The organism is Arthrobacter sp. zg-Y769 (assembly GCF_020907405.1).
In the GTDB taxonomy this organism is placed as follows: Bacteria; Actinomycetota; Actinomycetes; order Actinomycetales; family Micrococcaceae; genus Arthrobacter_B.
Window position 1 is genome coordinate 51,697 of sequence record NZ_JAJJOE010000009.1, and the last position, 22,490, is coordinate 74,186.

18 protein-coding genes are annotated in these 22,490 nt (G+C 67.9%); 10 read left to right on the top strand and 8 right to left on the bottom strand.

Annotation, left to right across the window (positions count from 1 at the left end; translation table 11 throughout):
- Positions 1-54: 54 nt before the first annotated feature.
- The 4 genes from LOC60_RS09135 to LOC60_RS09150 all read left to right on the top strand — a co-directional run bounded on the left by LOC60_RS09135 (position 55) and on the right by LOC60_RS09150 (position 5,057).
- The gene (locus LOC60_RS09135) at positions 55-2,148 is read left to right on the top strand and encodes a DUF7937 domain-containing protein (RefSeq protein ID WP_230024564.1); all 2,094 of its coding nucleotides are present in this window, start codon (positions 55-57) and stop codon (positions 2,146-2,148) included.
- A gap of 118 nt (positions 2,149-2,266) precedes the next feature.
- Positions 2,267-3,322 carry an SGNH/GDSL hydrolase family protein gene (locus LOC60_RS09140; RefSeq protein ID WP_230024566.1) on the top strand — a complete coding sequence of 352 codons (1,056 nt, stop codon included), beginning with the start codon at positions 2,267-2,269 and terminating at the stop codon, positions 3,320-3,322.
- 84 nt (positions 3,323-3,406) lie between these two features.
- On the top strand, positions 3,407-4,216 hold the full coding sequence (locus LOC60_RS09145; protein ID WP_230024568.1) for an enoyl-CoA hydratase/isomerase family protein: 810 nt from the start codon (positions 3,407-3,409) through the stop codon (positions 4,214-4,216).
- Complete coding sequence (locus tag LOC60_RS09150; RefSeq protein ID WP_331460795.1) at positions 4,197-5,057, top strand: 3-hydroxyacyl-CoA dehydrogenase family protein; 861 nt, start codon at positions 4,197-4,199, stop codon at positions 5,055-5,057. Before LOC60_RS09145 ends, LOC60_RS09150 begins: the two co-directional genes overlap by 20 nt.
- Here LOC60_RS09150 and LOC60_RS09155 read toward each other — a convergent pair.
- Positions 5,044-6,087 (bottom strand): nucleoside hydrolase, encoded by a 1,044-nt coding sequence (locus LOC60_RS09155; protein WP_230024570.1) that lies wholly within the window; start codon positions 6,085-6,087, stop codon positions 5,044-5,046. The two genes, LOC60_RS09150 and LOC60_RS09155, sit on opposite strands and share 14 nt — an antisense overlap.
- Positions 6,088-6,175: 88 nt before the next feature.
- Here LOC60_RS09155 and LOC60_RS09160 point away from each other — a divergent pair, with 88 nt between their 5' ends.
- Positions 6,176-7,324, top strand: a complete 1,149-nt coding sequence (locus LOC60_RS09160) for an NAD(P)/FAD-dependent oxidoreductase (protein ID WP_230024572.1) — start codon at positions 6,176-6,178, stop codon at positions 7,322-7,324.
- A 13-nt stretch (positions 7,325-7,337) separates the two neighbouring features.
- Here LOC60_RS09160 and LOC60_RS09165 read toward each other — a convergent pair whose 3' ends face one another.
- The gene (locus LOC60_RS09165) at positions 7,338-8,525 is read right to left on the bottom strand and encodes an ROK family transcriptional regulator (protein ID WP_230024574.1); all 1,188 of its coding nucleotides are present in this window, start codon (positions 8,523-8,525) and stop codon (positions 7,338-7,340) included.
- A 205-nt stretch (positions 8,526-8,730) separates the two neighbouring features.
- Here LOC60_RS09165 and xylA point away from each other — a divergent pair, with 205 nt between their 5' ends.
- From xylA to LOC60_RS09185, 4 genes are all read left to right on the top strand, one after another.
- Complete coding sequence (gene xylA, locus LOC60_RS09170; RefSeq protein WP_231713334.1) at positions 8,731-9,912, top strand: xylose isomerase; 1,182 nt, start codon at positions 8,731-8,733, stop codon at positions 9,910-9,912.
- An 88-nt stretch (positions 9,913-10,000) separates the two neighbouring features.
- Positions 10,001-11,422, top strand: a complete 1,422-nt coding sequence (locus LOC60_RS09175; protein WP_230024577.1) for a xylulokinase — start codon at positions 10,001-10,003, stop codon at positions 11,420-11,422.
- A gap of 10 nt (positions 11,423-11,432) precedes the next feature.
- Positions 11,433-12,350 (top strand): aldose-1-epimerase, encoded by a 918-nt coding sequence (locus LOC60_RS09180; RefSeq protein WP_230024578.1) that lies wholly within the window; start codon positions 11,433-11,435, stop codon positions 12,348-12,350.
- A gap of 28 nt (positions 12,351-12,378) precedes the next feature.
- Positions 12,379-12,909 (top strand): GNAT family N-acetyltransferase, encoded by a 531-nt coding sequence (locus tag LOC60_RS09185; protein WP_230024579.1) that lies wholly within the window; start codon positions 12,379-12,381, stop codon positions 12,907-12,909.
- Here the strand turns inward: LOC60_RS09185 and LOC60_RS09190 are convergent.
- From LOC60_RS09190 to LOC60_RS09210, 5 genes are read right to left on the bottom strand one after another with little or no spacing between them, the layout of a single operon-like run.
- Positions 12,906-13,898, bottom strand: a complete 993-nt coding sequence (locus tag LOC60_RS09190) for an acetylxylan esterase (protein WP_230024580.1) — start codon at positions 13,896-13,898, stop codon at positions 12,906-12,908. The two genes, LOC60_RS09185 and LOC60_RS09190, sit on opposite strands and share 4 nt — an antisense overlap.
- 29 nt (positions 13,899-13,927) lie before the next feature.
- Complete coding sequence (locus LOC60_RS09195; protein WP_230024581.1) at positions 13,928-16,291, bottom strand: beta-glucosidase family protein; 2,364 nt, start codon at positions 16,289-16,291, stop codon at positions 13,928-13,930.
- Positions 16,292-16,293: 2 nt separating this feature from the next.
- A complete protein-coding gene (locus tag LOC60_RS09200) occupies positions 16,294-17,112 on the bottom strand; it encodes a carbohydrate ABC transporter permease (RefSeq protein WP_230024582.1) in 819 nt (272 codons plus the stop codon).
- On the bottom strand, positions 17,112-18,062 hold the full coding sequence (locus LOC60_RS09205) for a carbohydrate ABC transporter permease (protein ID WP_230024584.1): 951 nt from the start codon (positions 18,060-18,062) through the stop codon (positions 17,112-17,114). Before LOC60_RS09205 ends, LOC60_RS09200 begins: the two co-directional genes overlap by 1 nt.
- Positions 18,063-18,082: 20 nt before the next feature.
- Positions 18,083-19,393, bottom strand: a complete 1,311-nt coding sequence (locus tag LOC60_RS09210; RefSeq protein WP_230024585.1) for an ABC transporter substrate-binding protein — start codon at positions 19,391-19,393, stop codon at positions 18,083-18,085.
- A 135-nt stretch (positions 19,394-19,528) separates the two neighbouring features.
- On the opposite strand from LOC60_RS09210, the gene LOC60_RS09215 reads away from it, so the two are divergent.
- The gene (locus tag LOC60_RS09215) at positions 19,529-20,554 is read left to right on the top strand and encodes a LacI family DNA-binding transcriptional regulator (protein ID WP_230024586.1); all 1,026 of its coding nucleotides are present in this window, start codon (positions 19,529-19,531) and stop codon (positions 20,552-20,554) included.
- 42 nt (positions 20,555-20,596) lie between these two features.
- On the opposite strand, the gene LOC60_RS09220 is transcribed toward LOC60_RS09215, so the two are convergent.
- Positions 20,597-22,186 carry an HNH endonuclease signature motif containing protein gene (locus LOC60_RS09220; protein WP_230024587.1) on the bottom strand — a complete coding sequence of 530 codons (1,590 nt, stop codon included), beginning with the start codon at positions 22,184-22,186 and terminating at the stop codon, positions 20,597-20,599.
- Positions 22,187-22,490 lie beyond the last annotated feature (304 nt).

Consider the following 22,490-nt stretch of genomic DNA (forward strand, 5'->3'; position numbering starts at 1 on the left):
GCGCCTGCTGCCGAACCCGGAACACCAGCGGCCGGGACCCCCGGCGCTGAGCCCATGGAAGACCGGCAGCTCGCCGCAGTCGGGGCACCCGGCCAGGCGGGCCATGGCTACGGCGCACCCGGCCAGCCCGGCCAGGGTTACGGCCAGCCGCCTTACGGTCAGCCAGGCCAGCAGCAGCGTCAAGAGCAGCAGTACCCGGGGAACAGCAACCCGGGCTACGGCCAGGCCCAGGCGCCAGTCCAGCCCGGCACCAAGCGGCCGTCTCCCTTTGCCGGGGTTCCGATCAGTGACTATGTCCGCGACGGTATTGCCGTCCTGGCCCTGGTCGCCTCGCTGTTCATGACCTGGACGAGCACGGGCAGTTACGACGACGGCAGCAAAGCGGGCACCCGCGTTGATGTACTGCTGATCACCCTCCTGAGCATCCTCTCCGTGGGCGTCAGCTACCTGTGGCGTGCCGGCGTCTTCGGCCCGACGGTTGGATACCGGAAAATCCAGGACATCCGCCTCCTCGCGAACCTTCCATACATCATTCTGGTGCTGGTCTACTTTGTCCTGAGCATGGTCTCGGGCTTTGGCGACGACGGCTCCCGCTACCTGGGCGGCGCCGTCGCCTTCGGTCTCGCCGGTGCCCTCCTCGCGGCACAGCCACGCAGCGGAGAGATCGCTCCCGGCGATGTTGATGCGGCACGCCACCGGCGCTGGCTGTTCGTGATGCTGGGCGTCGTGGGGCTGGCGGCTCTCACCACCCTGGTGCAGATCATCACGTTTGCCGTCGATGCGGGCGACTACATGAGCGATCTCTCCGGCAGTTTCTGGACCTACGTGATCGCACAGTGCCTTGCCGGGCTCCTCTCGGTTGCGGTCCTTGCACTTATTGCGTTCAAGGTCTTCCGTGGGTCTGACACCTGGCGCTTCGCCGGTGTGGCGCTCGGCGTCGGCGCGGCCTTCCTTTCCCTGCTGGCAATCATGGGTGTGGAGACGGTTGGGCTGGCCTACTTCCCGGGTTCCGCATGGTTCTCCATCCTGTTCTGGATGGCCTTCGGCGCTGCAGTTTCCGCTCCGTCCGTCGCCCGCACCACCCGCAGCACTGCAGTAGCCCCGGCGGACCGTTTCACGGCCCTCCGGCCGGTCCTGGTCCTGACCCTGGTCCTGGCGTCTGCCCTGGCGGTACTCATGCTGGTTGGCCTGGTGCAGACGGTGGTGGACGATCTGGACGGCGTGGCCACCTGGTCCGTCGGGCTCGTCCTGGCGCTCCTGCTGGTCGCCGCCACCGTGGTGGTCCGGAAGCTCGCTGGGCGCGACGAGCGTTCCGCCTTTGTCATGGGCAGTGTGTACGCCGGTGCCGTGTTTGTCCTGTCCCTGATCCTGATGATCCTCTTCGAAGTCCAGGACTTTGAAGATGATTCGATGGACGTTGTACTGCTGCCGACCGGAACTGTCACGTCCCTGATCATGGTGCTCACCTGGGTGATGCCGTTCGCCGTACTGGCCGTGCTTTGGCTGGACAAGGCTGCACGGGCGCACTTCAAGTCGCTTCCGACATCCGGTAACTCCGGCAGCGGTTTTGCCTTTGAAGGGGCACCGGCACAGGCCCAGCAGCCGGGCATTCCGACGCAGCAGGCCTTCTTTGCTGGTCAGCAGCAGCAGTTCCCGCAGCAGGGCCAGCTCCCGCAGCAGGGCCAGCCGGTTCAGCCGCAGCAGCAGTTCCCGCAGCAGGTCCAGCCGGTTCAGCCGCAGCAACAGCAGGCCCCCGCCACCGCTGCATCGACAGCTCCCGTTGGGGAACCTGCGGTTCAGTCGGCTCACGCCCAGGAACCGGTCCAGGAACAGGCCCAGGCAAAGGATCCCGCCCAGGAACCTGTCCAGACCGCTCCCGTCCAGGAACCCGTAGCCGAGCCGGCTCCGGTCCAGGAAGAGGTGTCCGAGGACACCGTTCGGCGTGCTCCCGTTGCTGATCCCGATGCAGCCCTGCTTGCCGAAGCCGCCGACCCGGCCACACCCCTGGCCAGGCTCCAGCAGCTGGCAACCCACCCGCGCGCACGCGTGGTGGTGGCAGGCAACCCGTCCACGTACCCGGCACTGCTGAGCTGGCTGAGCCAGCTCGGGGATCCGGCCGTGAACGAGGCGCTGGGCCGCCGCCGGTAACAGGCACTAAGTAATAGGTACTAAGCGGCGGCCGGCGTCGTTGGCACGGATTATCACCGCCAACGACGCCGGCCGCCGGCGTTTAACTTCCTCCAGCTCAGTGACTCAAGGGACGCTCATGAAGAAATCAGCCTCCCGGGATGCGGCACTGCGGCTCGCGGCCGGCGTCGTTTGCGCGACGGCACTGCTCTCCGGGTGCTCGACCGCACCTGCCGCGGGTCCGCCGTCGGGCCGTACGACGGCGGCGGCGCCCAATCCCGCCCCGACCCCGACCCCAACCTCAACCCCAACGCCGGAACCACCCCGGCCCTCCGCCTGGCTCGCCCAGGCAACCGGCGACGCCGGACGCCTGGCCATCCTCGGCGACTCCTTTGCGGCGGGGGAGGGGGCCGGCGAGTACCAGCCTGCCGTGGCCGGCGGCGGGGATTCCTGCCACCGCAGCCTCCACCCGCCCGCTGCGGAACTGTTTGCCCCGCAGGACATCGCGAATCTGGCGTGTTCCCGGGCCACCACCGGGCACCTGACCGGGCCGCAGCGGCTGGCCGCAACGGATTCCGGGGACGGCCCCGCCGCGGACCCGGGCACCGTCCCCGCGCAGCTGGAGCAGCTGCGCGTGTTCGACCCGACCCTGGTGGTGCTGTCGGTGGGTGGCAACAACCTCGACTTCGCCGGGATCCTGCAGGCCTGCCTCCTCGAAGCCACGCCCTGCAGCGACGATCCGGCGCTGGGCGCGCACGCGGCGCAGCAGCTGGCCACCCTCCGGCCGGACCTAGCAGACACCTATGACAGCGTCGCGGTTGCGGTTTCCGCTCCGGTGCTGGTGCTTCCGTATCCCCAGCTTTTTGACGAGCCCGACGGCGGCTGCGGCCGGCTCAGTCCCGAGGAACAACGCTTCGGGCGGGACCTCATCAATGACCTGAACGCCGTCATCCGGTCCGCCGTGGAGAGCTCCGCCGCGCCGAACCTCTACTACGTGGACGCCGTCGAAAATGCCCTGGCCGGGCACGGCGCCTGCAGCCAAGAGCCGTTTGTGCATGCCGCGGATGTCTCCGGCCTGCTGCAGGCAGCCGATTCATTCACCGCCAACCAGGAGCTGCTGCACCCCACCTACGAGGGCTACCGTGCCATGACCGCGGAGCTGGTCCGCTGGGCCGCCGCGCACCCCGTGCCGTAGTGGCCCGCGTCACGGAAAAGCCCTGCACCTGCGTAATACTGGGACCGTCGGCAGGGACGCCGGCAGGACCGAAAGGACAGGCCCATGGTGACCGAACCTCCGCAGCGGACCACGGCATTCGATGGATTCACCACGCTCCGGGCCACCGAAGGCGCGGATCGGGTCCACATCCGGCTTCACCGGCCCGAGGTCCGCAACGCCATCGACGCTGCCATGGTCGCGGAGCTGCATCAGGCCTGCGCCGAGCTGGAGCGGCACCCGCGGGTACTGATCCTGTCCGGAACGGAGGTCGGCGGCAAAGGAATATTTGCCTCCGGAGCGGACATCGCCGAGCTGCGCGAACGGCGCCGCGATGACGCCCTTGCCGGCATCAACTCCGGCCTCTTCACCCGGATAGCCGCCCTGCCGCTGCCCGTGATCGCCGCCCTGGACGGTTTTGCGCTCGGTGGCGGTGCGGAGCTGGCCTACGCCGCGGACTTCCGGCTCGGCACGCCGCGGCTGAAGATCGGCCAGCCCGAAGCGGGGCTGGGAATCATGGCGGCCGCCGGCGCCACCTGGCGGTTGAAGGAACTGGTGGGGGAGCCGCTGGCCAAGGACATGCTGCTGGCCGGGCGGATCCTCTCCGGGCAGGAAGCCCTGGCCGTCCGGCTGGTCACCGAACTCCACCACCCCGCCGGTCTGCTGCCGGCCGCCCATGCGCTCGCAGACCGCATCACAGCCTCGGATCCCCTGGCCCTGCGGCTGACCAAAGCGGCCTTCGCCGCCCCGCGCGGGGCGCATCCGCTGATCGACAACCTCGCCCAGGGCATCCTGTTTGAATCCGAGGCCAAGTTCGACCGTATGCAGGCCTTCCTCGACCGCAAGGAGAACCCCCGTGGCACTCGGGAGCGCTGACAGCTTGCCCGCCCGGGTAGGGGTGCTGGGCGGAGGCCGCATGGGCGCGGGCATTGCGCACGCCTTCCTGCTGGCCGGAGCCGAGGTGGTCGTGGTCGAACGCGACCGGGAAGCCGCCGACGCCGCCCGCATCCGGGTTCGCGGCTCACTCGCCAAAAGCGCGGACCGCGGGGATGCGGACGAAAGCGCCCAGGAGCTGCGTGCCGTCTTCGCCGTGGACTACGCGGCGTTCGCGGGCTGCGGCCTGGTGGTGGAAGCGGTGCCGGAGGACTTTGCACTGAAGTCCGCCGCCCTGCACGCTGTGGAGGAACAGCTCGACGACGGCGCCTGGCTGGCCACCAACACGTCCTCGCTGTCCGTGGACCGGCTGGCTGCGGACCTCAAACGGCCGGAGAACTTCTGCGGGCTCCACTTCTTCAATCCCGTGCCCGCCTCCCGGCTGGTGGAACTGGTCCTCGGCAGCCGGACATCCGACGCCCTCGCGGAGAGCGCACAGGAATGGATTGCTGCCCTGGGCAAGGCCGCCGTCGTCGTCCGCGATGCGCCCGGTTTCACATCCTCCCGCCTCGGGGTTGCCCTGGCGTTGGAAGCCATGCGAATGGTGGAGGACGGTGTGGCCTCGGCCGAGGACATCGACACTGCCATGACGCTGGGCTACCGCCACCCCACCGGCCCGCTGCGGACCACCGACCTGGTGGGCCTGGACGTGCGCCTGGGAATTGCCGAATACCTGCATTCGATGCTGGGCGATCGCTTCGAACCGCCGCAGATCCTGCGGGACAAGGTGGCCCGCGGCGAACTCGGACGCAAGACCGGGCAGGGCTTCTTCAGCTACGAATAGCCTCGCCCGGGGCCACCGTGTCCAGGAACGTCCGGATCATGGCGGGGTGATCCAGGGCCATGGCCACCGAAATGACCGGTGCCGGGGCGAGCAGTCCGTGCACCGTGTCCTCCCCGGCGATGAACCGCCGGTCCACCAGGGTCTGCCCGCGGCTGTGTCCGGCGAGCTCCACGCGCACCGGGTAATCCTGGAGCACCACCGTCTCCGGCGCGGCGATCAGGCAGGCCGCACCGGCGTCGCCGATGGTCATGGGATCCAGCGTGCCGTCATTCGCGCTCACCGCCGGAAGGGGCTCCGACCCAACGACGCCTCCTGCCGCCCGGGTCCGCGCGCCGGAGGCCAGCAGCCTGCCCACCAGCCGTGCACCGGGATCCGCAGAGGCTTCCAGCAACAGGTACTCCGGCGCATCGAGGGTGGCGAGCATAAAAACGTCCAGCCCGTACATGGTCACGGGTACACCGCTGTCCAGCACCACGGCCAGAGCCTCGGGATCGTGCCAGGCATTGAACTCGGCATGCGAGGTGGCGTTGCCGATTCCGGCGGACCCGCCCATAAACACAATCCGCTCCAGCTTCCGGGCCGTGCGCGGGTAGGCACGCAGGAACACCGCCAGGTTGGTCAGCGGGCCGATTCCCAGCAGCGTCACCGGTTCCGGGGAGTCCTCGATGGTGCGGTGCAGCAGTTCGACGGCGGCCAGCGGCGAGGCCTGGGTGCTGGCGGCCGGCAGCTGCAGCCCGCCGATCCCGTTGGCGCCGTGGAAGGCATGCGCATTGCGGGGTTCATTGATCAGCGGCCGCTCTGCTCCGCGGGCCACCGGAACATCCGGCCGGCCGGCAAGGTCCAGTACGTCCAGGGTGTTGCGCAGCACCTGGTCGACGTCGGTGTTCCCGGCCACGCAGGTCACCGCCCGCAGGTCGATGCGCGGGCTGCGGGCCAGGAAGGCCAGGGCCAGGGCATCGTCGACGCCGGTGTCGACGTCGGCAATTACCGGGATGCGGCGCGGCTGTTCGGGGGAGGAAGAGGAAGGCACGGCGCCGTCTTTCGCTTAAACTGCTGGAAATTACCTGACAAGGTAACCAGAGAATCCAACGCCGCGGTACTTCATGAAGGGCAAAAGCATGCCGAACCCGCTTCCGCCGGATACCGTCGCCGTCCTGGGCGGCGGAGTGCTGGGACTTTCCACCGCGGTGCAGCTGCTGCGCGGCGGCGCCGACGTGCTCCTGGTGACGGAGGCAGCGGTGGGCAGCGGAGCCTCGGGGCGCTCGCTGTCCTGGCTGAACGCCGGCGGCGGCTACGGCGAGGACTATTACCGGCTGCGGATGGCCGGTATCGACCGGTACCGGACCCTGCTGGCCCGGAATCCCGGCATCGACTGGCTGGCGTTCGACGGCGGCCTGTACTGGGACGATGATCCGTTCACCGTACTCGAGCGGCACAACCAACAGACCCGGCAGGGTTACGAGGCCCTGATGGTGGAACGCGGGGACGTGCAGGGTGTCGTTCCCGGCGTTGACCCGGGAGCGCTGCCGCACCGGGTGCTGGTCAATCCGGGGGAGGGCTGGGTGTCGCTGCCGCACCTGGTCCGGCACCTGGCCGAGGAGTTCACGCTGCGCGGCGGCACCCTGATTGAACATGCCGGCCGGTGCACTGTGACCCGGGAAGACGACGGGACCGACGGCGGCGTCCGGGCGCGGGGGCTGCGTACCGCCGGCGGCGAGGAATACGCGGCCGACGCCGTCGTCGTCGCCTGCGGAGCCGGTACGCCCGCGGTACTCGCCGAGGCCGGCGTTGACCTACCCGATGCCTCGGATCCGGCAATGCTGGTGATCAGCGAACCGGTGGAGCACGGACTGCAGGCCGTGCTGAATACACCGCGGATTTCGCTGCGTCCGCACCCGGGTGGACGGCTCGCCATGGACTCCACCTGGTACCTGGACCGGGTGACGCGCAACGGGGACGGCAGCTGGAGTGTGGATCCCGACGTGCCGGCCGAACTGGCGGCCGAGGCGAGCCGGGTGCTCGCCGGGCATCCCGAGGTGGTGCCGCAGGGCTGGCTTCCCGGGCTGAAGCCGGTGCCCGGGGACGGCGAGCCGGTGCTTGGCGAGCTGGCGGCGATGCCCGGCTGCTGGACCGCGTTCACGCACTCGGGCGCCACCCTGGGCCTGATCGCCGGGGAGCTGGTGGCCAGTGAAATCCTCCTGGGCCGCCGGCATCCGCTGCTGGAACCGTTCCGGGCCGAGCGCTTCGGCTTCGGCTGGGACTCCTAGGCCGGGCGCGTTCCTAGGCCGGGCGCGGCGCCGCCAGCACTGGAGCGAAGGCCAGCTCGGCGGCGCCGACCAGCAGCAGCTCCGAGCGCAGCGCGGCCCGGCGCAGCCGTACCCGCTCGCCCAGGCCCGACACCGCCTCGGCGGCAACGGCGTCGGTCAGCCGTTCCGGATTGGCGGCAAACAGCGTGCCGAGGAAACCGCCCAGGACAATCGTGTCCGGGTTGAAGATGTTCACGAAGTTCGTCAGCGCCACCGCCAGCTGGTCCAGCTGCCGGTCCGCTTCGGCGCGCACCGCTGCGGTCTGCTGCTGTGCCATCGCGGCGTCCAGGGTGTCCTGGTCCGCGCGGTCCAGGCCCAGCACCTTTAGCAGCCGGGCCAGGTTCACTTCCGTTTCCAGGCAGCCGCGCCGGCCGCAGTGGCACTGTTCCCCGTCGCTGCGGACCAAGGTGTGCCCGAGCTCGCCCGCGTAGCCGTCAGCGCCGCGCAGCGGCGTACCGGCAACGATGATTCCGCCGCCGATGCCGCTCGCACTGCCGTTGAGGTACACGGCATGGTCCGTGTCGACGGCGGCGCCGAAGAGGCTTTCGGCCACCGAACCCACCGTGGCGTCGTTGCCGGCGAAGACCGGCAGGTCCAGTGCCTGGGCCAGGGGGCCGGCCAGCGGTTCGTTCCGCCAGCCCAGATGCGGGGCCAGCAGCACCTGGCCGTCGGAGGTGCGCGTCAGTCCGGGCACGGCAACGCCCACGCCGGCAATCCGGTCCATGGCGGCAAGGTCCGGGGCCATCCCGGCCAGTACGGCCCGGGTAATGCTTATTGTTTCGTCCACGCTCGGCGGCGAGACGGTGTCATGGCGGACCCGGCGGTGCACCCGGCCGCCCAGGCCCACGAGGCCCACGGTGACGGCGTCGACGTCGGGGTGGACCACCACGGCGGCCACCCGTTCGTTGGGGTGGACCAGCGGACTGGGTCGGCCCACCCGTCCGGCAGGCGGATCCGTTTCATAGGCCAGTCCGATGGCGGCCAGTTCGCCTACCAGGGCTCCGACGGTGGAACGGTTGAAGCCGGTGAGCCGGGTCAGGTCCGCCCGGGAGAGCTGCCCGTTCCGGTGCAGCAGGGTCAGGATGCGCGAGAGGTTGGTGGAGCGCAGGTTGTCGGTGCCGCGGCCTGCCGGGGCGGGGGCGCTGATAATGCCGCTTTCCACGTCTGCGTTTCCTTTCCTGGTGCTGGTCATCTTTCAGCCTACCCGCCGTCGTTGTACTTTCGTTGGTGCAGACAACAAAAGCGCGCTCCGGTTGCCGGCAGTGTTGGCGGAAGCTTGGGTTTGTACCGAAGAACCATTGACAGGAGACGCTTCGCAAAATATGTTGTTGCTTCCAACTAATACTTGATCTGGAGCTATCGTGACAATGACGCCATCGCCTTCCGACCGCTTTACCTTCGGCCTCTGGACCATCGGCTGGACCGGAACCGACCCCTTCGGCACCCCGACGCGGGCCGCCCTGGATCCCATCAAGGGCATGCATAAGCTCGCCGAACTCGGTGCCTACGGGGTGACCTTCCACGACAATGACCTGGTTCCCTTCGACGCCACGGCGCAGGAGCGGGACATCATCATCAAGAACTTCACCGACGCCCTGGCCGAAACCGGCCTGAAGGCACCCATGGTGACCACCAACCTGTTCACGCACCCCGTGTTCAAGGACGGCGGCTTCACCTCCAATGACCGCTCGGTCCGCCGCTTCGCACTGCGTAAGGTGCTGCGGAACATCGACCTCGCCGCGGAGCTCGGTGCGGAAACCTTCGTGATGTGGGGCGGCCGCGAAGGCAGCGAATATGACGGTTCCAAGGACTTCGCCGCCGCCTTTGACCGCATGCGCGAGGGCATCGACACCGCTGCCGGCTACATCAAGGAGAAGGGCTACGGGCTGCGCATCGCCATCGAGCCCAAGCCCAACGAACCGCGCGGCGACATCTTCCTGCCGACCATCGGCCACGGCCTGGCCTTCATTGCCCAGCTTGAGCACGGCGATATTGTCGGCCTGAACCCGGAAACCGGACACGAGCAGATGGCCGGGTTGAACTTCACCCACGGCATCGCCCAGGCCCTGTGGTCCGGCAAGCTCTTCCACATTGACCTCAACGGGCAGAAGTCCATCAAGTTCGACCAGGACCTGGTCTTCGGCCACGGCGACCTCACCAGCGCCTTCTTCACCGTGGACCTGCTGGAAAACGGCTTCCCGAACGGCGGCCCGCGCTACGAGGGCCCGCGCCACTTCGACTACAAGCCCTCCCGCACCGAGGGTTACGACGGCGTCTGGGAAAGCGCCAAGGCCAACATGGACATGTACCTGCTGCTCAAGGAACGCGCCCTGGCCTTCCGTGCCGATCCCGAGGTGCAGGAAGCCATGCAGTACGCGGGCATCACCGAGCTGGCCGCTCCGACGCTGGCCGCGGGTGAATCGGTTGCGGACCTGCTCTCCGATACCGCGTCCTTCGAGGACTTCAACGCCGACGCCGCCGCGGAGCGCGACTTCGGGTTCGTGAAGCTGAACCAGCTGGCGCTGGCACACCTGATGGGTGCCCGCTAGGCTTCCTGCGCACGCCGCCGCAATCCACCGCATCGTGCTGCCGCCGGGTCCTGGGGGGACCGGCGGCAGCCCCGTTGAAAGGCTCGACATGCCACTCGTTGCCGGAGTCGACAGCTCCACCCAGTCCTGCAAGGTAGTTATCCGCGACGCGCAGACCGGTGCCCTGGTCCGTGAGGGCACGGCCCGCCACCCGGCGGGCACGGAGGTGGACCCGGAAGCCTGGTGGGTGGCGCTCCTGGAAGCAGCCGCGGCTGCCGGGGGACTGGACGACGTCGATGCGGTCTCGGTGGGCGGGCAGCAGCACGGCATGGTCTGCCTGGACGAAACCGGTGCAGTGGTCCGTCCGGCGCTGCTCTGGAACGATGTGCGCTCCGCCGGTGCCGCAGCCAAGCTCATTGCCGACGCCGGACCCGACGGCGCCCGGTACTGGGCCGACACCACGGGTACCGTGCCGGTGGCCTCGATTACCGCCGCGAAGCTGCGCTGGCTGGCCGACAACGAGCCGGAAAATGCCGCCCGCACCGCGGCTGTCTGCCTGCCGCACGACTGGCTGAGCTGGCGCCTGGCCGGCTACGGCCCCGGCAGCGGCGCCAACGGGCTGGCCGCGCTGACCACCGACCGGTCCGACGCCTCCGGCACCGGCTACTGGTCCCCGTCCACCGGCGAGTACCTGCCCGAGGTGCTGGAGCAGACCCTCGGCCACGTGCCGCAGCTGCCCCGCGTACTGGGTACGCTCGAGGCCGGCGGCCGCACCCCGGCAGGCGCCCTGATCGGCCCCGGCGCCGGTGACAATGCGGCGGCCGGACTGGGTGTTGCTGCCGGAGTGGGAGACGTGGTGGTGTCCATCGGCACCTCCGGCACCGTGTTCGCCGTCGTCGACGATCCGACGTCGGACGCGAGCGGCCTTGTGGCCGGCTTTGCCGACGCCACCGGCCACTTCCTGCCGCTCACCGCCACCTTGAACGCCTCCCGTGTCCTGGACGCCACCGCGTCCCTGCTTGGGGTGGAACTGAATGAACTGACCCGGCTGGCGCTCTCCGCTCCGGCCGGCGCCGACGGACTGGTGATGGTGCCCTACTTCGAGGGGGAACGCACCCCCAACCTGCCGGACGCCACCGGTTCCCTGCACGGCATGACGCTGCGGAACTTCACACCCGCGAACCTGGCCCGTGCCGCCGTCGAGGCCGTGGCCTGTTCCCTCGCGGACGGCTTTGCGGCGTTGAAGGACACCGGAGTGTCCGCGCAGCGCGTGATCCTGGTGGGCGGGGCGGCCCGGTCCGAGGCGATCCAGCAGACCATCGCCGCCGTCTTCGAGCTGCCCGTCACCGTGCCGCGCCCGGGGGAGTACGTGGCCGACGGCGCCGCCCGGCAGGCCGCCGCCGTCCTCACCGGCGCGTGGCCCGCCTGGAACGACGGCGCGTCCGTGGTGGTGACGGCCGATCCCACCCCCGGGGTCCTGCGGCGTTACCGGCAGGCGGCCGGAACTCCCACGCTGCCGGCTGCCCGGTAGGATCGGGGCCATGACTTCCTCCTTCGGGCCCAACGGCCACCCCGTCGAACTGGCTGCAGGGGACTACCGGGCCACCATCCTGCCCGTCGGAGCCACCCTTGCCGGCCTGACGTTAGGGGGCCGCCATCTGGTGCTGCCGCTCGGGGAGAACGAGATTCCGCAGGCCTTCTCCGGCAAGGTGCTGATGCCCTGGCCGAACCGGATTGCCGGCGGCCGCTACACCTTTGCAGGCACCGACTACCAGGTGCCGGTCAACGAACCCGAGACCGGCATGGCCCTGCACGGGCTGGTGGCCTGGGACGCCTGGGACGTTGCCGAATCCTCGCCGGAGCGCGTGGTGCTGCGGCACCGGCTGATGGGCCAGCCGGGGTATCCGTTCCAGCTGGAACTGCAGGCGGTCTACGCGCTCGATGCCGAAACCGGGCTGAGCGTGGAGTTGTCCTCCGCCAATGCGGGTACGGCGTCCGCCCCCTACGGCGTCTCTGCGCACCCGTATCTCACTGCCGACCGGGTGCCGGTGGACCGCTGCGTGCTGGACGTGCCGGCTGCGCAGGTCCTCGGCGGCCCGGAGCAGTCCGGCAGCCCCCTGGATTTGAGTGAACTGCGGGACACGGCGGGAACCCTGCTCTCCTTCTCTGCGCCGGAGCCGATCGGTGCCCGCACCGTCGACCATGCCTTCACCGGCCTGCCCGACGACGCGTGGCGGGTCACGCTCACGAATCCGGAGACCGGCTTCGGCGCCGTCCTGTCCGCTGCGGGCACAGATGCTCCGTGGCTGCAGGTCTATTCCGGCGAGAAGATGGACCGCCTGGGTGTGGCCGTGGAACCGATGACCTGCCCGCCGGATGCCTTCAACTCCGGCAGGGACCTCATTGTGCTGGCTCCCGGTGAGGAGCACCGGCTGTCCTACCGGATTGCGGCTGCCTAGGACGGGGCGCGGCAGTAGACTTCCCGGCATGCAGACCCTGGAGACGCCCCGACTGACCCTGCGCCCGTTCACGTCCGAGGACGCGGACTTCGTCCTGGACCTGTACTCCCGCATGGAGGTGCAGCGTTTCCTGGGAGCCGTTCCGAAGCTGATGACGGATCTCGACGAGGCGAACGCCCTCATTGAAGCCTGGACGCGCCTGGATGACGGAACCTGCGGCGTCTGGGCGGTGCAGGACAAGGAAACCGGACAGCTGGCCGGGACGCTGCTGCTCAAGTCCATTCCGGCGTCCGGCCCGGAGCGGAAGCCCTCGGGCGATATCGAGATCGGCTGGCATTTCCATCCCGACAGTTGGGGACACGGCTATGCTCCGGAGGCTGCCTCCGCGGTCCTGCAGCACGGATTCAAGCAGGGCCTGCCCCGTGTGGTGGTGGTGATCGATCCTGCCAACACGTCCTCCCGGCGGGTCTGCGAGAAGATCGGCGGAGTTCCCCAGGGCAGCACGGACCGGTATTACAACGCCATGCTCGAACTGTTCACCGCCGAGAACCCGGGTTAACCCGCCAGCTGCTTCTGCAGGAACGCCAGTGCGGCGACGTCGTCCTCGATGGCCCCGGCCTCGTGCCCGTTGAACGGCCACACCGTCAGCTCCTTGGGACCGGCGTAGTTGTTGTACGCGGCGTAGACCGTGGACGGAGGAGTGGTGGTGTCCATCAGCGCCACCGAGAACAGTGCAGGGGCGGTGGACCGCGGCACCAGGTTCACGGCGTCGAAATAGGCCAGCGTTTCCATCACGGTCTCCACCTGCCCGCGCTGGACCGCCAGGTAGTCCCGGATTTCGCGGTACGGATAGGAATCGGTGACGGTCACGGCGCGCGGGAAATCGGACAGGAACGGCACGAACGCGACGACGGCGGCCACGTCCGGGCAGAGCGCCGACGCCGCGAGGGCCAGTGCCCCGCCCTGGCTCTGTCCCAGCACGGCCACCCGCGCCGGATCCACCGGGACCGGGCCGTCCTGTGCCAAAGACCGCATCGCCTCCACCGCCCGGACGGCGTCGGTGAACAGGCGACGGTAATAATAGGTCTGCGGATCCAGCACGCCGCGGGTCATCACGCCGGGAACCTGCGGACCGGCGCTGCCGGCGGGGTCGGGCGTGGCCCCCTTGCTCCAGCCGGCGCCCTGCCCGCGGGTATCCATCTGCAGGTGCGCGAACCCGGCAGAGGCCCAGAACAGGTTCTCGTGTGCGTCCCCGCGCCCGCCGCCGTAACCGACAAAGTGTACGACGCCGGGCAGCGGAGCGTCACCGCGCAGGCTCCGGGCCGGCAGCCGCAGCCAGGCCCGGATGGGGTCACCGCCGAACCCCGGGAACACCACGTCGTAGAGCTCCACGGTCCGCAGCCCGCTGGGGTAGGGGATGACCTCTACCGCCAGCGGGTGCTGCCGCGCCTCCTCCAGGGTGTCCGCCCAGAACCGGTCCAGGTCCTCCGGGGGACGGGTGCCGCCGCGATAGGCGGCCAGTTGGTCGGCGGGCAGATCGGCGTACATGTTGGCTCCCGGGTTTGACGGAAAGGTGCTCAGCCCAGCGGCGCCACGTCCGCCGGGCAGTGCAGCCGCCGGGTGTGGTCCACCACCCGCACGGTTCCGGTCAGGCTAACACCGGCCGTTCCGCGGATATCGGCACTCGACGCCCCAAGACGCAGCTCCAGGTCACCGGGCTCCACAATCCGCTGCCCGTCCCGCCCGGTGAAGGACGCGGCGTCGGCCGGAACCGTAAACCGCACCTTCGCTGCTTCTCCGGCGCGCAGCGGAACCCGGGCAAAGCCGGCCAGCCGCTGCACCGGACGCACCACGGAGGCTACCGGATCATGGAGGTAGAGCTGGACAATTTCGACCCCGTCGCGCCCGCCGGTGTTGGCCACCGTGACGGAGACGGAGGTTTCGCCGTCGACGCCGAACTGTGCCGGGCCGTCCAGGGCGACATCGGACCAGTCGAAGCTGCTGTAGCCCAGCCCGTGGCCGAACGCGAAGGCAGCGGTCGGGTCGATGCTGGAGACGTCGCTCAACTCTGCGAGCGGAGCGGCCAGATAGGTGGACGGCTGCGCACCGGGGGACGCGGGAACGCTGACCGGAAGCCGGCCACTGGGATTCACCCTGCCGCTCAGCACGCCGGCAATCGCCGGGCCGCCCTCTTCGCCGGGGAAGAACGCGTGCATCACCGCGGCGGCTTCCGTGGCGGCGCGGCCCAGGGCATAGGGCCGCCCGGTGAGCAGCACCAGGACCACGGGTTTGCCGGTGTCCAGCAGTTCATCCAGCAGTTGCTGCTGCACCCCGGGCAGGACCAGCGATTCGGTGTCGCAGCCCTCGCCGCTGGTGCCGCGACCGAACAGTCCGGAGCGGTCGCCCAGCACGGCCACCACGACGTCGGCCCCGCGGGCTGCGGCCAGCGCGTCGGCGAATCCTTCCGTTTCCGGACCGTCCACGCTGCAACCGGCAGTCACGGTGATCGAACTGTCCGGGAATTCGCCCCGCAGCGAGGCCGCGACCGTGGGCAGCTCGATTCCGGCCGCCACCTCCGGGTGCTGCACGCCCACGTGGGCGGGGAAGGAGTAGCAGCCAAGGAACGCCATCGGGTTATCGGCGTTGGGGCCGACGACGGCGATCCGCTCCGGTGCGGACAGCGGCAGGATTCCGTTGTTGGTGGTGAGGATCAACGCCTGCTCTGCGACCTCGGCCGCCAGGGACCGGTTCTCCGGAGAATCCAGGTCCACCGAACCCAACACCCCCGACGAGTCCGTAAGGTCCGCTCCGGCCAGGACCGAGGGCACCGCGGACCAGTCCGGGTCCAGCAGCCCGAGTTGCACCTTCTGTGTCAGGACCCGGAGCAGCGCGGTGTTGATGACGGATTCGTCCAGCCGCCCCGACTCCACTTCTTCGATCAGGTGGTCGCCGAAGGCATCCACGGTCGGCAGTTCCACGTCCACGCCTGCGGTCAGCGCAGCAGCGGCGGCTTCGCCGAGCGACCCGGCCACCCGGTGCAGTTCCTTGAGGAAGCTGATCCCGAAGTAGTCCGCCACCACTGTCCCGTCGAAGCCCCACGTTTCGCGGAGCAGCCCGGTGAGCAGTGAGCGGTCCGCAGCGGAGGGAACGCCGTCGACGTCGGTATAGGCGTGCATGACCGAGCGCACTCCGGATTCCCGCACGGCCATTTCGAAGGGCACCAGCAGCACGTCGGCGCGTTCGCGTGCGCCGATGGAGACCGGGGCCAGGTTGCGGCCGGCCTTGGACGCCGAGTAGCCCACGAAGTGCTTCAACGTGGCCACGATGCCCGCGCCTTCGAGGCCGCGGATGTAGGCGGAAGCGATGCTGCCCACCAGGTAGGGGTCTTCACCGATGGTCTCCTCCACCCGGCCCCAGCGGGCGTCGCGGACGACGTCGAGCACGGGAGCGAGCCCCTGATGCACGCCCACGGAGCGCATGTCGGTACCGATGGCCGCACCAATCCGACCGATCAGTTCCGGGTTGAACGTTGCTCCCCAGGACAGCGGCACCGGATACGCCGTCGCACCCCAGGCCGCGAATCCGGCCAGGCATTCCTCATGTGCCACCGCCGGGATGCCGAACCGGTTGGATTCGGCGATCCGCTGCTGGGTGCGCATCAGGGACAGGGCGCCCATGCCGGCGTCGACGGGCAGGGTGCCGAACGGGCGGGTGAGCTGGCCCAGTCCGTTCGGCAAGAGATCCTCCAGCGGCACCGGTTCCTTCATGTCGTGCTGGTGGGGTGCCACCTGGCCGCCTTCGCTGGAGGCGCCGACCCAGACGCCGAAGAGCTGGGCCACCTTTTCCCGCAGTGTCATCTGCTCCGCCAGCCGGGCGGCGCGCTCGCGGGCGGGCAGGGAGGTGTCCCGCCAGGGGAGGTGCTGAACTGTTGTTTCTGTCATGTCTACTTTCCGCCAACGCCCATAAGGCCCTGGACCAGTGCGCGGCGCGCAAAGAGGTACACCAGCAGGACGGGAACCATGGAGAGCATCACTGCGGCGAGGATGCCCGGCACGTTAATGCCGTACTGGGTTTGGAAGTTGAAGAGGCCAAGCGTGATCACCTTGGTGGATTCCGACTGGGTCAGGATCAGCGGCAGCAGGAACCCGTTCCAGCCCTGCAGGGCGGCGAACACCGCAATCGTGGACAGGCCGCCTTTGGACAGCGGCAGCACCAGGCGCAGGAAGGTGCGGGCGGTGCTGGCACCGTCCACGGACATGGCCTCATAAAGCTCTGGGGTAATGTCCCGCATGGTCCCGGAGAGGATCAACGTGCAGATCGGCAGTGCGAACGCGGCCGTGGGCAGGATGATGCCCAGCAGGGTGTCATACAGGCCCACCGAGTTAATCAGGTAGAACATCGGCACAATCACTGCCTGGACCGGAATGGCCAGCCCGAGCAGGAAGAACCGGAAGATCAACGTCGTCGAGCGGGACTGGCTGCGCACAATGGCGTAGGACAGCGGCGGCACCACCAGCAGGACAATGGCCACCACGCCGGCCGTGACAATGAAGGTGTTCAGGAAGTACTTGCCGAAACCGCTGTCGAAGACCAGCAGGAAGTTTTCGAAGGTCAGGCTGGTGGGTACGGACAGCGGGCCGTTGGCGCTGAACTCGGCACGGCTCTGCACGCTGGCGGCCACCATGACATACAGCGGCAGGGCAACGATCAGGAGCCAGACGGTGACCGCAGCTCCGGCAATGTAATTGGGGCGGGTACGCATCAGACTCCCTCCATGGTGCTGCGCATTTTGTCGTAGCCGGAGACCTTCACCATGATCAGCGAGATGGCGGTGGCCACCACTACCAGGACCAGCGCGATGGCGGAGCCCATGCCGAAGTTGTAGCGGCGGAAGGCTTCCTCGAACATGTAGAACGCAGTGATGGTGGTGTCCGTCCCGGGGCCGCCGTTGGTCAGGATCAGGACCGTTTCGAAGGTGGTCAGTCCGCCTACGACCATCAGGATCACCGAGGTAATGATGCTGTTGCGCAGCTGCGGCAAGGTGATGGAGAAGAACTGGCGGGCCCGTCCGGCGCCGTCGATTTCCGCGGCCTGGTACAGCACCGGAGGAACGGACTTTGCGGCGCCCTGGTAGATCAGCGTGTGGAAGGGGGTGAACTGCCACATGCCCACGAAGATGATCACGCCGATGGCGGTGGACTGGTGGCCGAAGAGGTTGCCGTCCCCGAACAGCCATTTGAGCTGTGCCGGAACACCGAAGTTCGGATCCAGCAGCGCCCGCCACAGCACCGAGATGGCTGCGGAGGAGAGCAGCAGGGGGAGGAAGAAGATGGCGCTGAGCACGGCCCGGTTTCGCTGCGGTCCGGCCGCCCAGACACCCAGCAGGATGCTCACCGGAGTCTGGGTGACAACGCCGAGCACAATGAACAGCACGCTGAGCCACAGGCTCTTGAGCATTACCGAATCACCGGCGAGTGTTTCCCAGTTCTCAATGCCGACAAACTTCGGTTCGCCCAGCCCCGTCCAGGTCATAAAGGACAGCACAACGACGGCGATCAGCGGCACAACGGCGAAAAGTACGAAAAAGACGGTGGCGGGCAGGGTCCAGGCGACGCCCGGACGGTTTAGCCGGGCCCGGCCCGGCCGCACCGGACGACCCTTGGCGGGGTTGTCCGGTGCGGCCGGAGGCCGGGGTGGAAGCAGAGTGGTCATGGTCTCGGCTTTCGATCCGGCTACTTCTTCAACGACTGCATGGCTTCAATGAAGCCGTCTTCGTCGATGCTTCCGGCGAAGAAGTCGGCAACAGCGCTGTGGATGGTGGGCGTTGCGGCCGGCGGGTAGGCCTGGTCCCAGGACAGCTGGAAGTTGGGCGCGTCCTGCACCAGTCCGAACTGGAAGCGGGCGTAGTCCGGGTTGGTCGCCTGGTCCAGGAACTGCTCAGTGCTGGTGGTGGTGGGCAGGTTGCCGATGGCCATCTGCTCCTGGACAAATTCGTCCGAGTACATCAGCTTCAGGAAGTCGCGTGCGGCTTCGGGGTAGCGGGTGTCCTTGAGTACGGAGTAGTAGTTGTTGGTGTTTCCGACCAGGTTGGCAGGATCTCCCTTGCCTCCCTCGATCTCGGGGAACTCGCTCCAGCCCAGCCCGCTGGCCGCGAACTCGGGGTTGACGTCCTGGATGGTGGAGTATTCCCAGGAGCCCATGAGTTCGAAGCCGGCCTGACCCGTGGAGAGCAGGGTGTGGGAGCCGCCATCGGTGAACTTCACGGACTGGAAGTTGCTGCCGAAAGCCCCGGCGTCCACCAGCTCACGCAGCATGCCCAGCGATTCCCGGCTTTCTTCGGAATCCCAGACGTCGGTGTCGCCGTCGATAGCAGACTGGAACAGTTCCGGTCCGGCTACGCGGTCATAAACGTAGGAGAACCACATCTGGGTGGGCCATTCGTCGCCGCCGCCCAGTGCGATCGGGGTCTTACCTGCAGCCTTGAGCTTCTCGACGGCGTCGAGCAGCTCATCCCAGGTCTGCGGCGCTTCCTCGATGCCTGCCGAGGCGAGCACTTCCTTGTTGTGGAAGAGCATTACGGGCTGGGTGCCGCGCATCGGCACACCGTACGGGGTGCCGTCGACCGTGGCGACGTCGAACACCGAGGGGAGGAAGGCATCCTTCAGTTGCGGATCCTCCTCGATGAAATCATCCAGCGGCATCAGCAGGTCTGCGTCCACGAAGTCGGAGATGCTGCCGCCGCCCCAGTTGAAGAAGATGTCCGGTGCTGCGTCGGTGCTCATGACTGTCTGCAGCTTCTGCTGGTATTCGGCGCCGGGAATGGTATCCAGCACCACCTTCACGTCGGAGGTCTCATTGAAGCGTTCGACCATGGCGGATTCGACGTCGTTGCTCGCGTCTCCGTAAACGAGGACATGGATCTCATTTTCGGGACGGTCCGAGGCAGCGGAGTCGCCGCCTCCACAGCCGGCCAGGGTGAGGCTGAGCGCCAGCATGCCGGCGGCAGCCAGGACCGGGGTCCGGGACGAGGGTTTGTTCATCATTGAACACCTTCCGAAAGTTTCGGTATATTAGTCGAAAGTTACTAGACGCCGTCAGCATAAGATGTGCGTAATGTGATGCGCAACACTTTTGGATAAACTGTTGTCCGCTTTGCTTCGAACCCCGAAGGACTATCCATGCAGTCATCACTGCCGCAGAATCCGGTCACGCTGGCCGATCTGGCCTCCGAGGCCGAGGTCTCACTCTCGACAGTTTCGAAAGTTCTCAACGGGAGGACCGACGTTTCGCGGAAAACCCGCTCGAAAGTCGAGGCGTTGCTGGAGGAACACGGTTATCGCCGCAAGGGCGGGGCCAAGTCGCGGCTGCTGGAACTGGTGTTCCACGAACTCGAAAGCGCCTGGGCATTGGAGATCATCCGCGGTGTGGAGAACATAGCCCGGGAGAAGGGCCTGAGCGTGGTCCTCACGGAGAGCGGCACCCGGCACGCGCCGTCGCCCGAGTGGGTGGAAGGGGTGATCGCCCGCCGGCCGGTCGGCGTCGTTCTGGTCTTTTCCGACCTGGCGCAGGACTCGCGGCGGCAGCTCGAAGCGCGGTCCATTCCGTTTGTGATCATCGATCCGGCAGGGGATCCGGCTCCGGATGTGCCGTCCGTGGGGTCGGCCAACTGGTCCGGTGGCATGATGGCCACCCGGCATCTGATCGAGCTGGGGCACACCCGGATTGCTGCGATCACCGGGCCGGAGGACATGATGTGTTCGCTGGCGCGGATTGACGGGTACCGATCTGCTCTGAACAACGCCGCCCTGCCGCTGGACCGGGACCTGATCCGGTATGGCAACTTCCACGTTGACGGCGGGCGCGACCACGCCCTGGAACTGCTCAGCCTTCCGGACCGGCCTACTGCCATTTTTGCCGGCAGCGACCTCCAGGCCCTGGGGGTGCTCGACGCCGCCCGGCAGCTGGGCATCAGCGTCCCGGACGAGCTCTCGATTGTCGGGTATGACGATCTGCAGGTGGCACAGTGGTCCAGTCCGGCGCTGACCACCGTGCACCAGCCGCTGATCGAAATGGCCGAGGAAGCTGCCCGGATGGCGGTCCGGCTGTTCGAGGGGGAGCGGCCGAACAACCTGCGCCTGGATCTGGCCACCTCATTGGTGGTGCGGCAGAGCACTGCCCGGGTGCCGGCGGCCGTGGGTTCCTGAGGGCGGCTTCGGGCAGGCGCAGTGAACAAGTCATAGACAGGCTCAAAACGGCGGTGCCTGTTCCTGCTCGGCCTCTTCATGGTCCGTTCGCCCATGATCCTTTCGTGGGTCCGGCACTGGACACGGTGGTCCGAGTTCCAGGAACGGCTCTGTCCGATAGACCCGTCCGGTCGGCGAAGTCCACTCAATAACACCGGGCACCGGCTGGCAGGCTTTCCAGAAACCCAGAGTCTTGAACCGGTGGTGCCGCCGGCACAGGTGTTCGAGGTTTCCGTGGTCCGTAGGCCCGCCTTTCGCCCAATCGACGGTGTGGTCAATGTCCGCGTTCGCGGTGCTGACCCGGCAACCTGGGAACCTGCAGGTTCCGTCCCGGGCCCGAAGCCAGCGGCGGAGCCCGGCCGGGACTTTTCTGCGCCGTCCTACCCCGAGGATTTCTCCGGTCTGCGGGTTTTGGGCGAGCCCGGTCCAGCCGACGGCGTCGCGGGCCAGCCTGCGGGCTTCTTCGGCGCTGATAGGTCCGTAGCCGTGCAGTTCTGCCGGCTGGTCGTCGGCGCCGAAGAGGGTTTCGGCGCTGATCAGCACCATGATTTCGGTCCGAGGGACGATTCCCTCGTCCGGTCCGGCTGGGTGATCGGGGCCGCCCTCCGAGCCGCTGCCGAAGCCGGTTCCGTCCTCGCCCCGGTTGGCTGTGCCAGTGTCACTGCCGGTGTGGCCGGTGCCGGGCCGGACTCCGGTCGCGTCTCGGGTTCCGGCCTCGTCCGGGGTTCCGGGCCTCGTGAACAGTCCCCGGCTGCCGGCCATCAGCAGCTGCGCCAGAATATCCGCACGCAGCTGATCCGTGGTCCGGGAATCCCCTCCCGCCTGTTCACCCCGCGCCGCAGTGCTGAGAGCGGTATAGATCTGCTGTGCTTCCGCGGCCCGCAGGTGGGCCGACAGGCAGGACATGCCGTCCTCTTCCCGGTCCAGGGTGACCATGCGCTGCTCGAAAGCAGTCAGGTGCCTTTTGCTGACGGTCTCCGGGAACTTCTTTTCGCGCAGCCGCCGCGCCCTGGCCGAGAACTGCGTCCGCGTCTGACTCTCCGCAGCCGTCAACAGGTCCGCCTCGAACGCAGGCAGTTTCGAGGCAGGAACGTTCTGGCACTGGTCCAGGACCACCTGGGCATGCTGGTACGAGAACCGTCCCTCTTCCAGCCCGGCCAAGGTCGCCGGATGGGTGCCGCACAGCTGCCCGGCCTCGCTGAGTAGCCGCTGACCGGTCACCTGCGGAACATTCAGAATGGCGGCGCATTCGGACGCCGCGAGGCTAAAAGCGATCCCGGGTTTATTCTGCTCCGACGGGTCGAAGAAATTGTGCCGGAAGATTTGCTCCATCCGGTTCAATAGGTGGGCCCGCTGCGCCTGCCCCCAGGAAATCAGATGCTCCACCCGGACCAAGGCCTCACCAACCGTGGCTTCGTCGAAGGCTTCAAGGTTCTGCAACGCAAGGGTCCCGGTGAAACCGTCCGGGTAACTTTCAACGGCGGAGGGCTCAGTAGAAGTGGAAGGCGTGGCCGCGGGTTCGGAGGCATCGCCGTCGGAATCCGCGGCCCCGGAGGCCTCCGCTGCATCGGTGTCACAGAAGGCAAGGGGCATGGCGTCGGTGCCGACGCCTGCGGCCTGTACACCTAAATCCGCCCGGTATACAGACAAAGTTATCGAAGAGCGGGGCGCATTTGCTTCACCAGGCTGCCCCTCCGGCTGCTGGTCTTTATCGCCCGGCTCTTCGGTTGTCGGTTCGGTATTCCCGAGCTGATCCATACCTCAGGATTTCATCCCGCACTGACATTTCCGGGCCCAAACCAGCCCCTCAACGGCTTCCCCGGAAATCAAAAATACCTGTCTTTTCGGCACCACTACCTGCCCCCTGGAACCTGGCTCCGGAAAGTGTCCGCCGGGG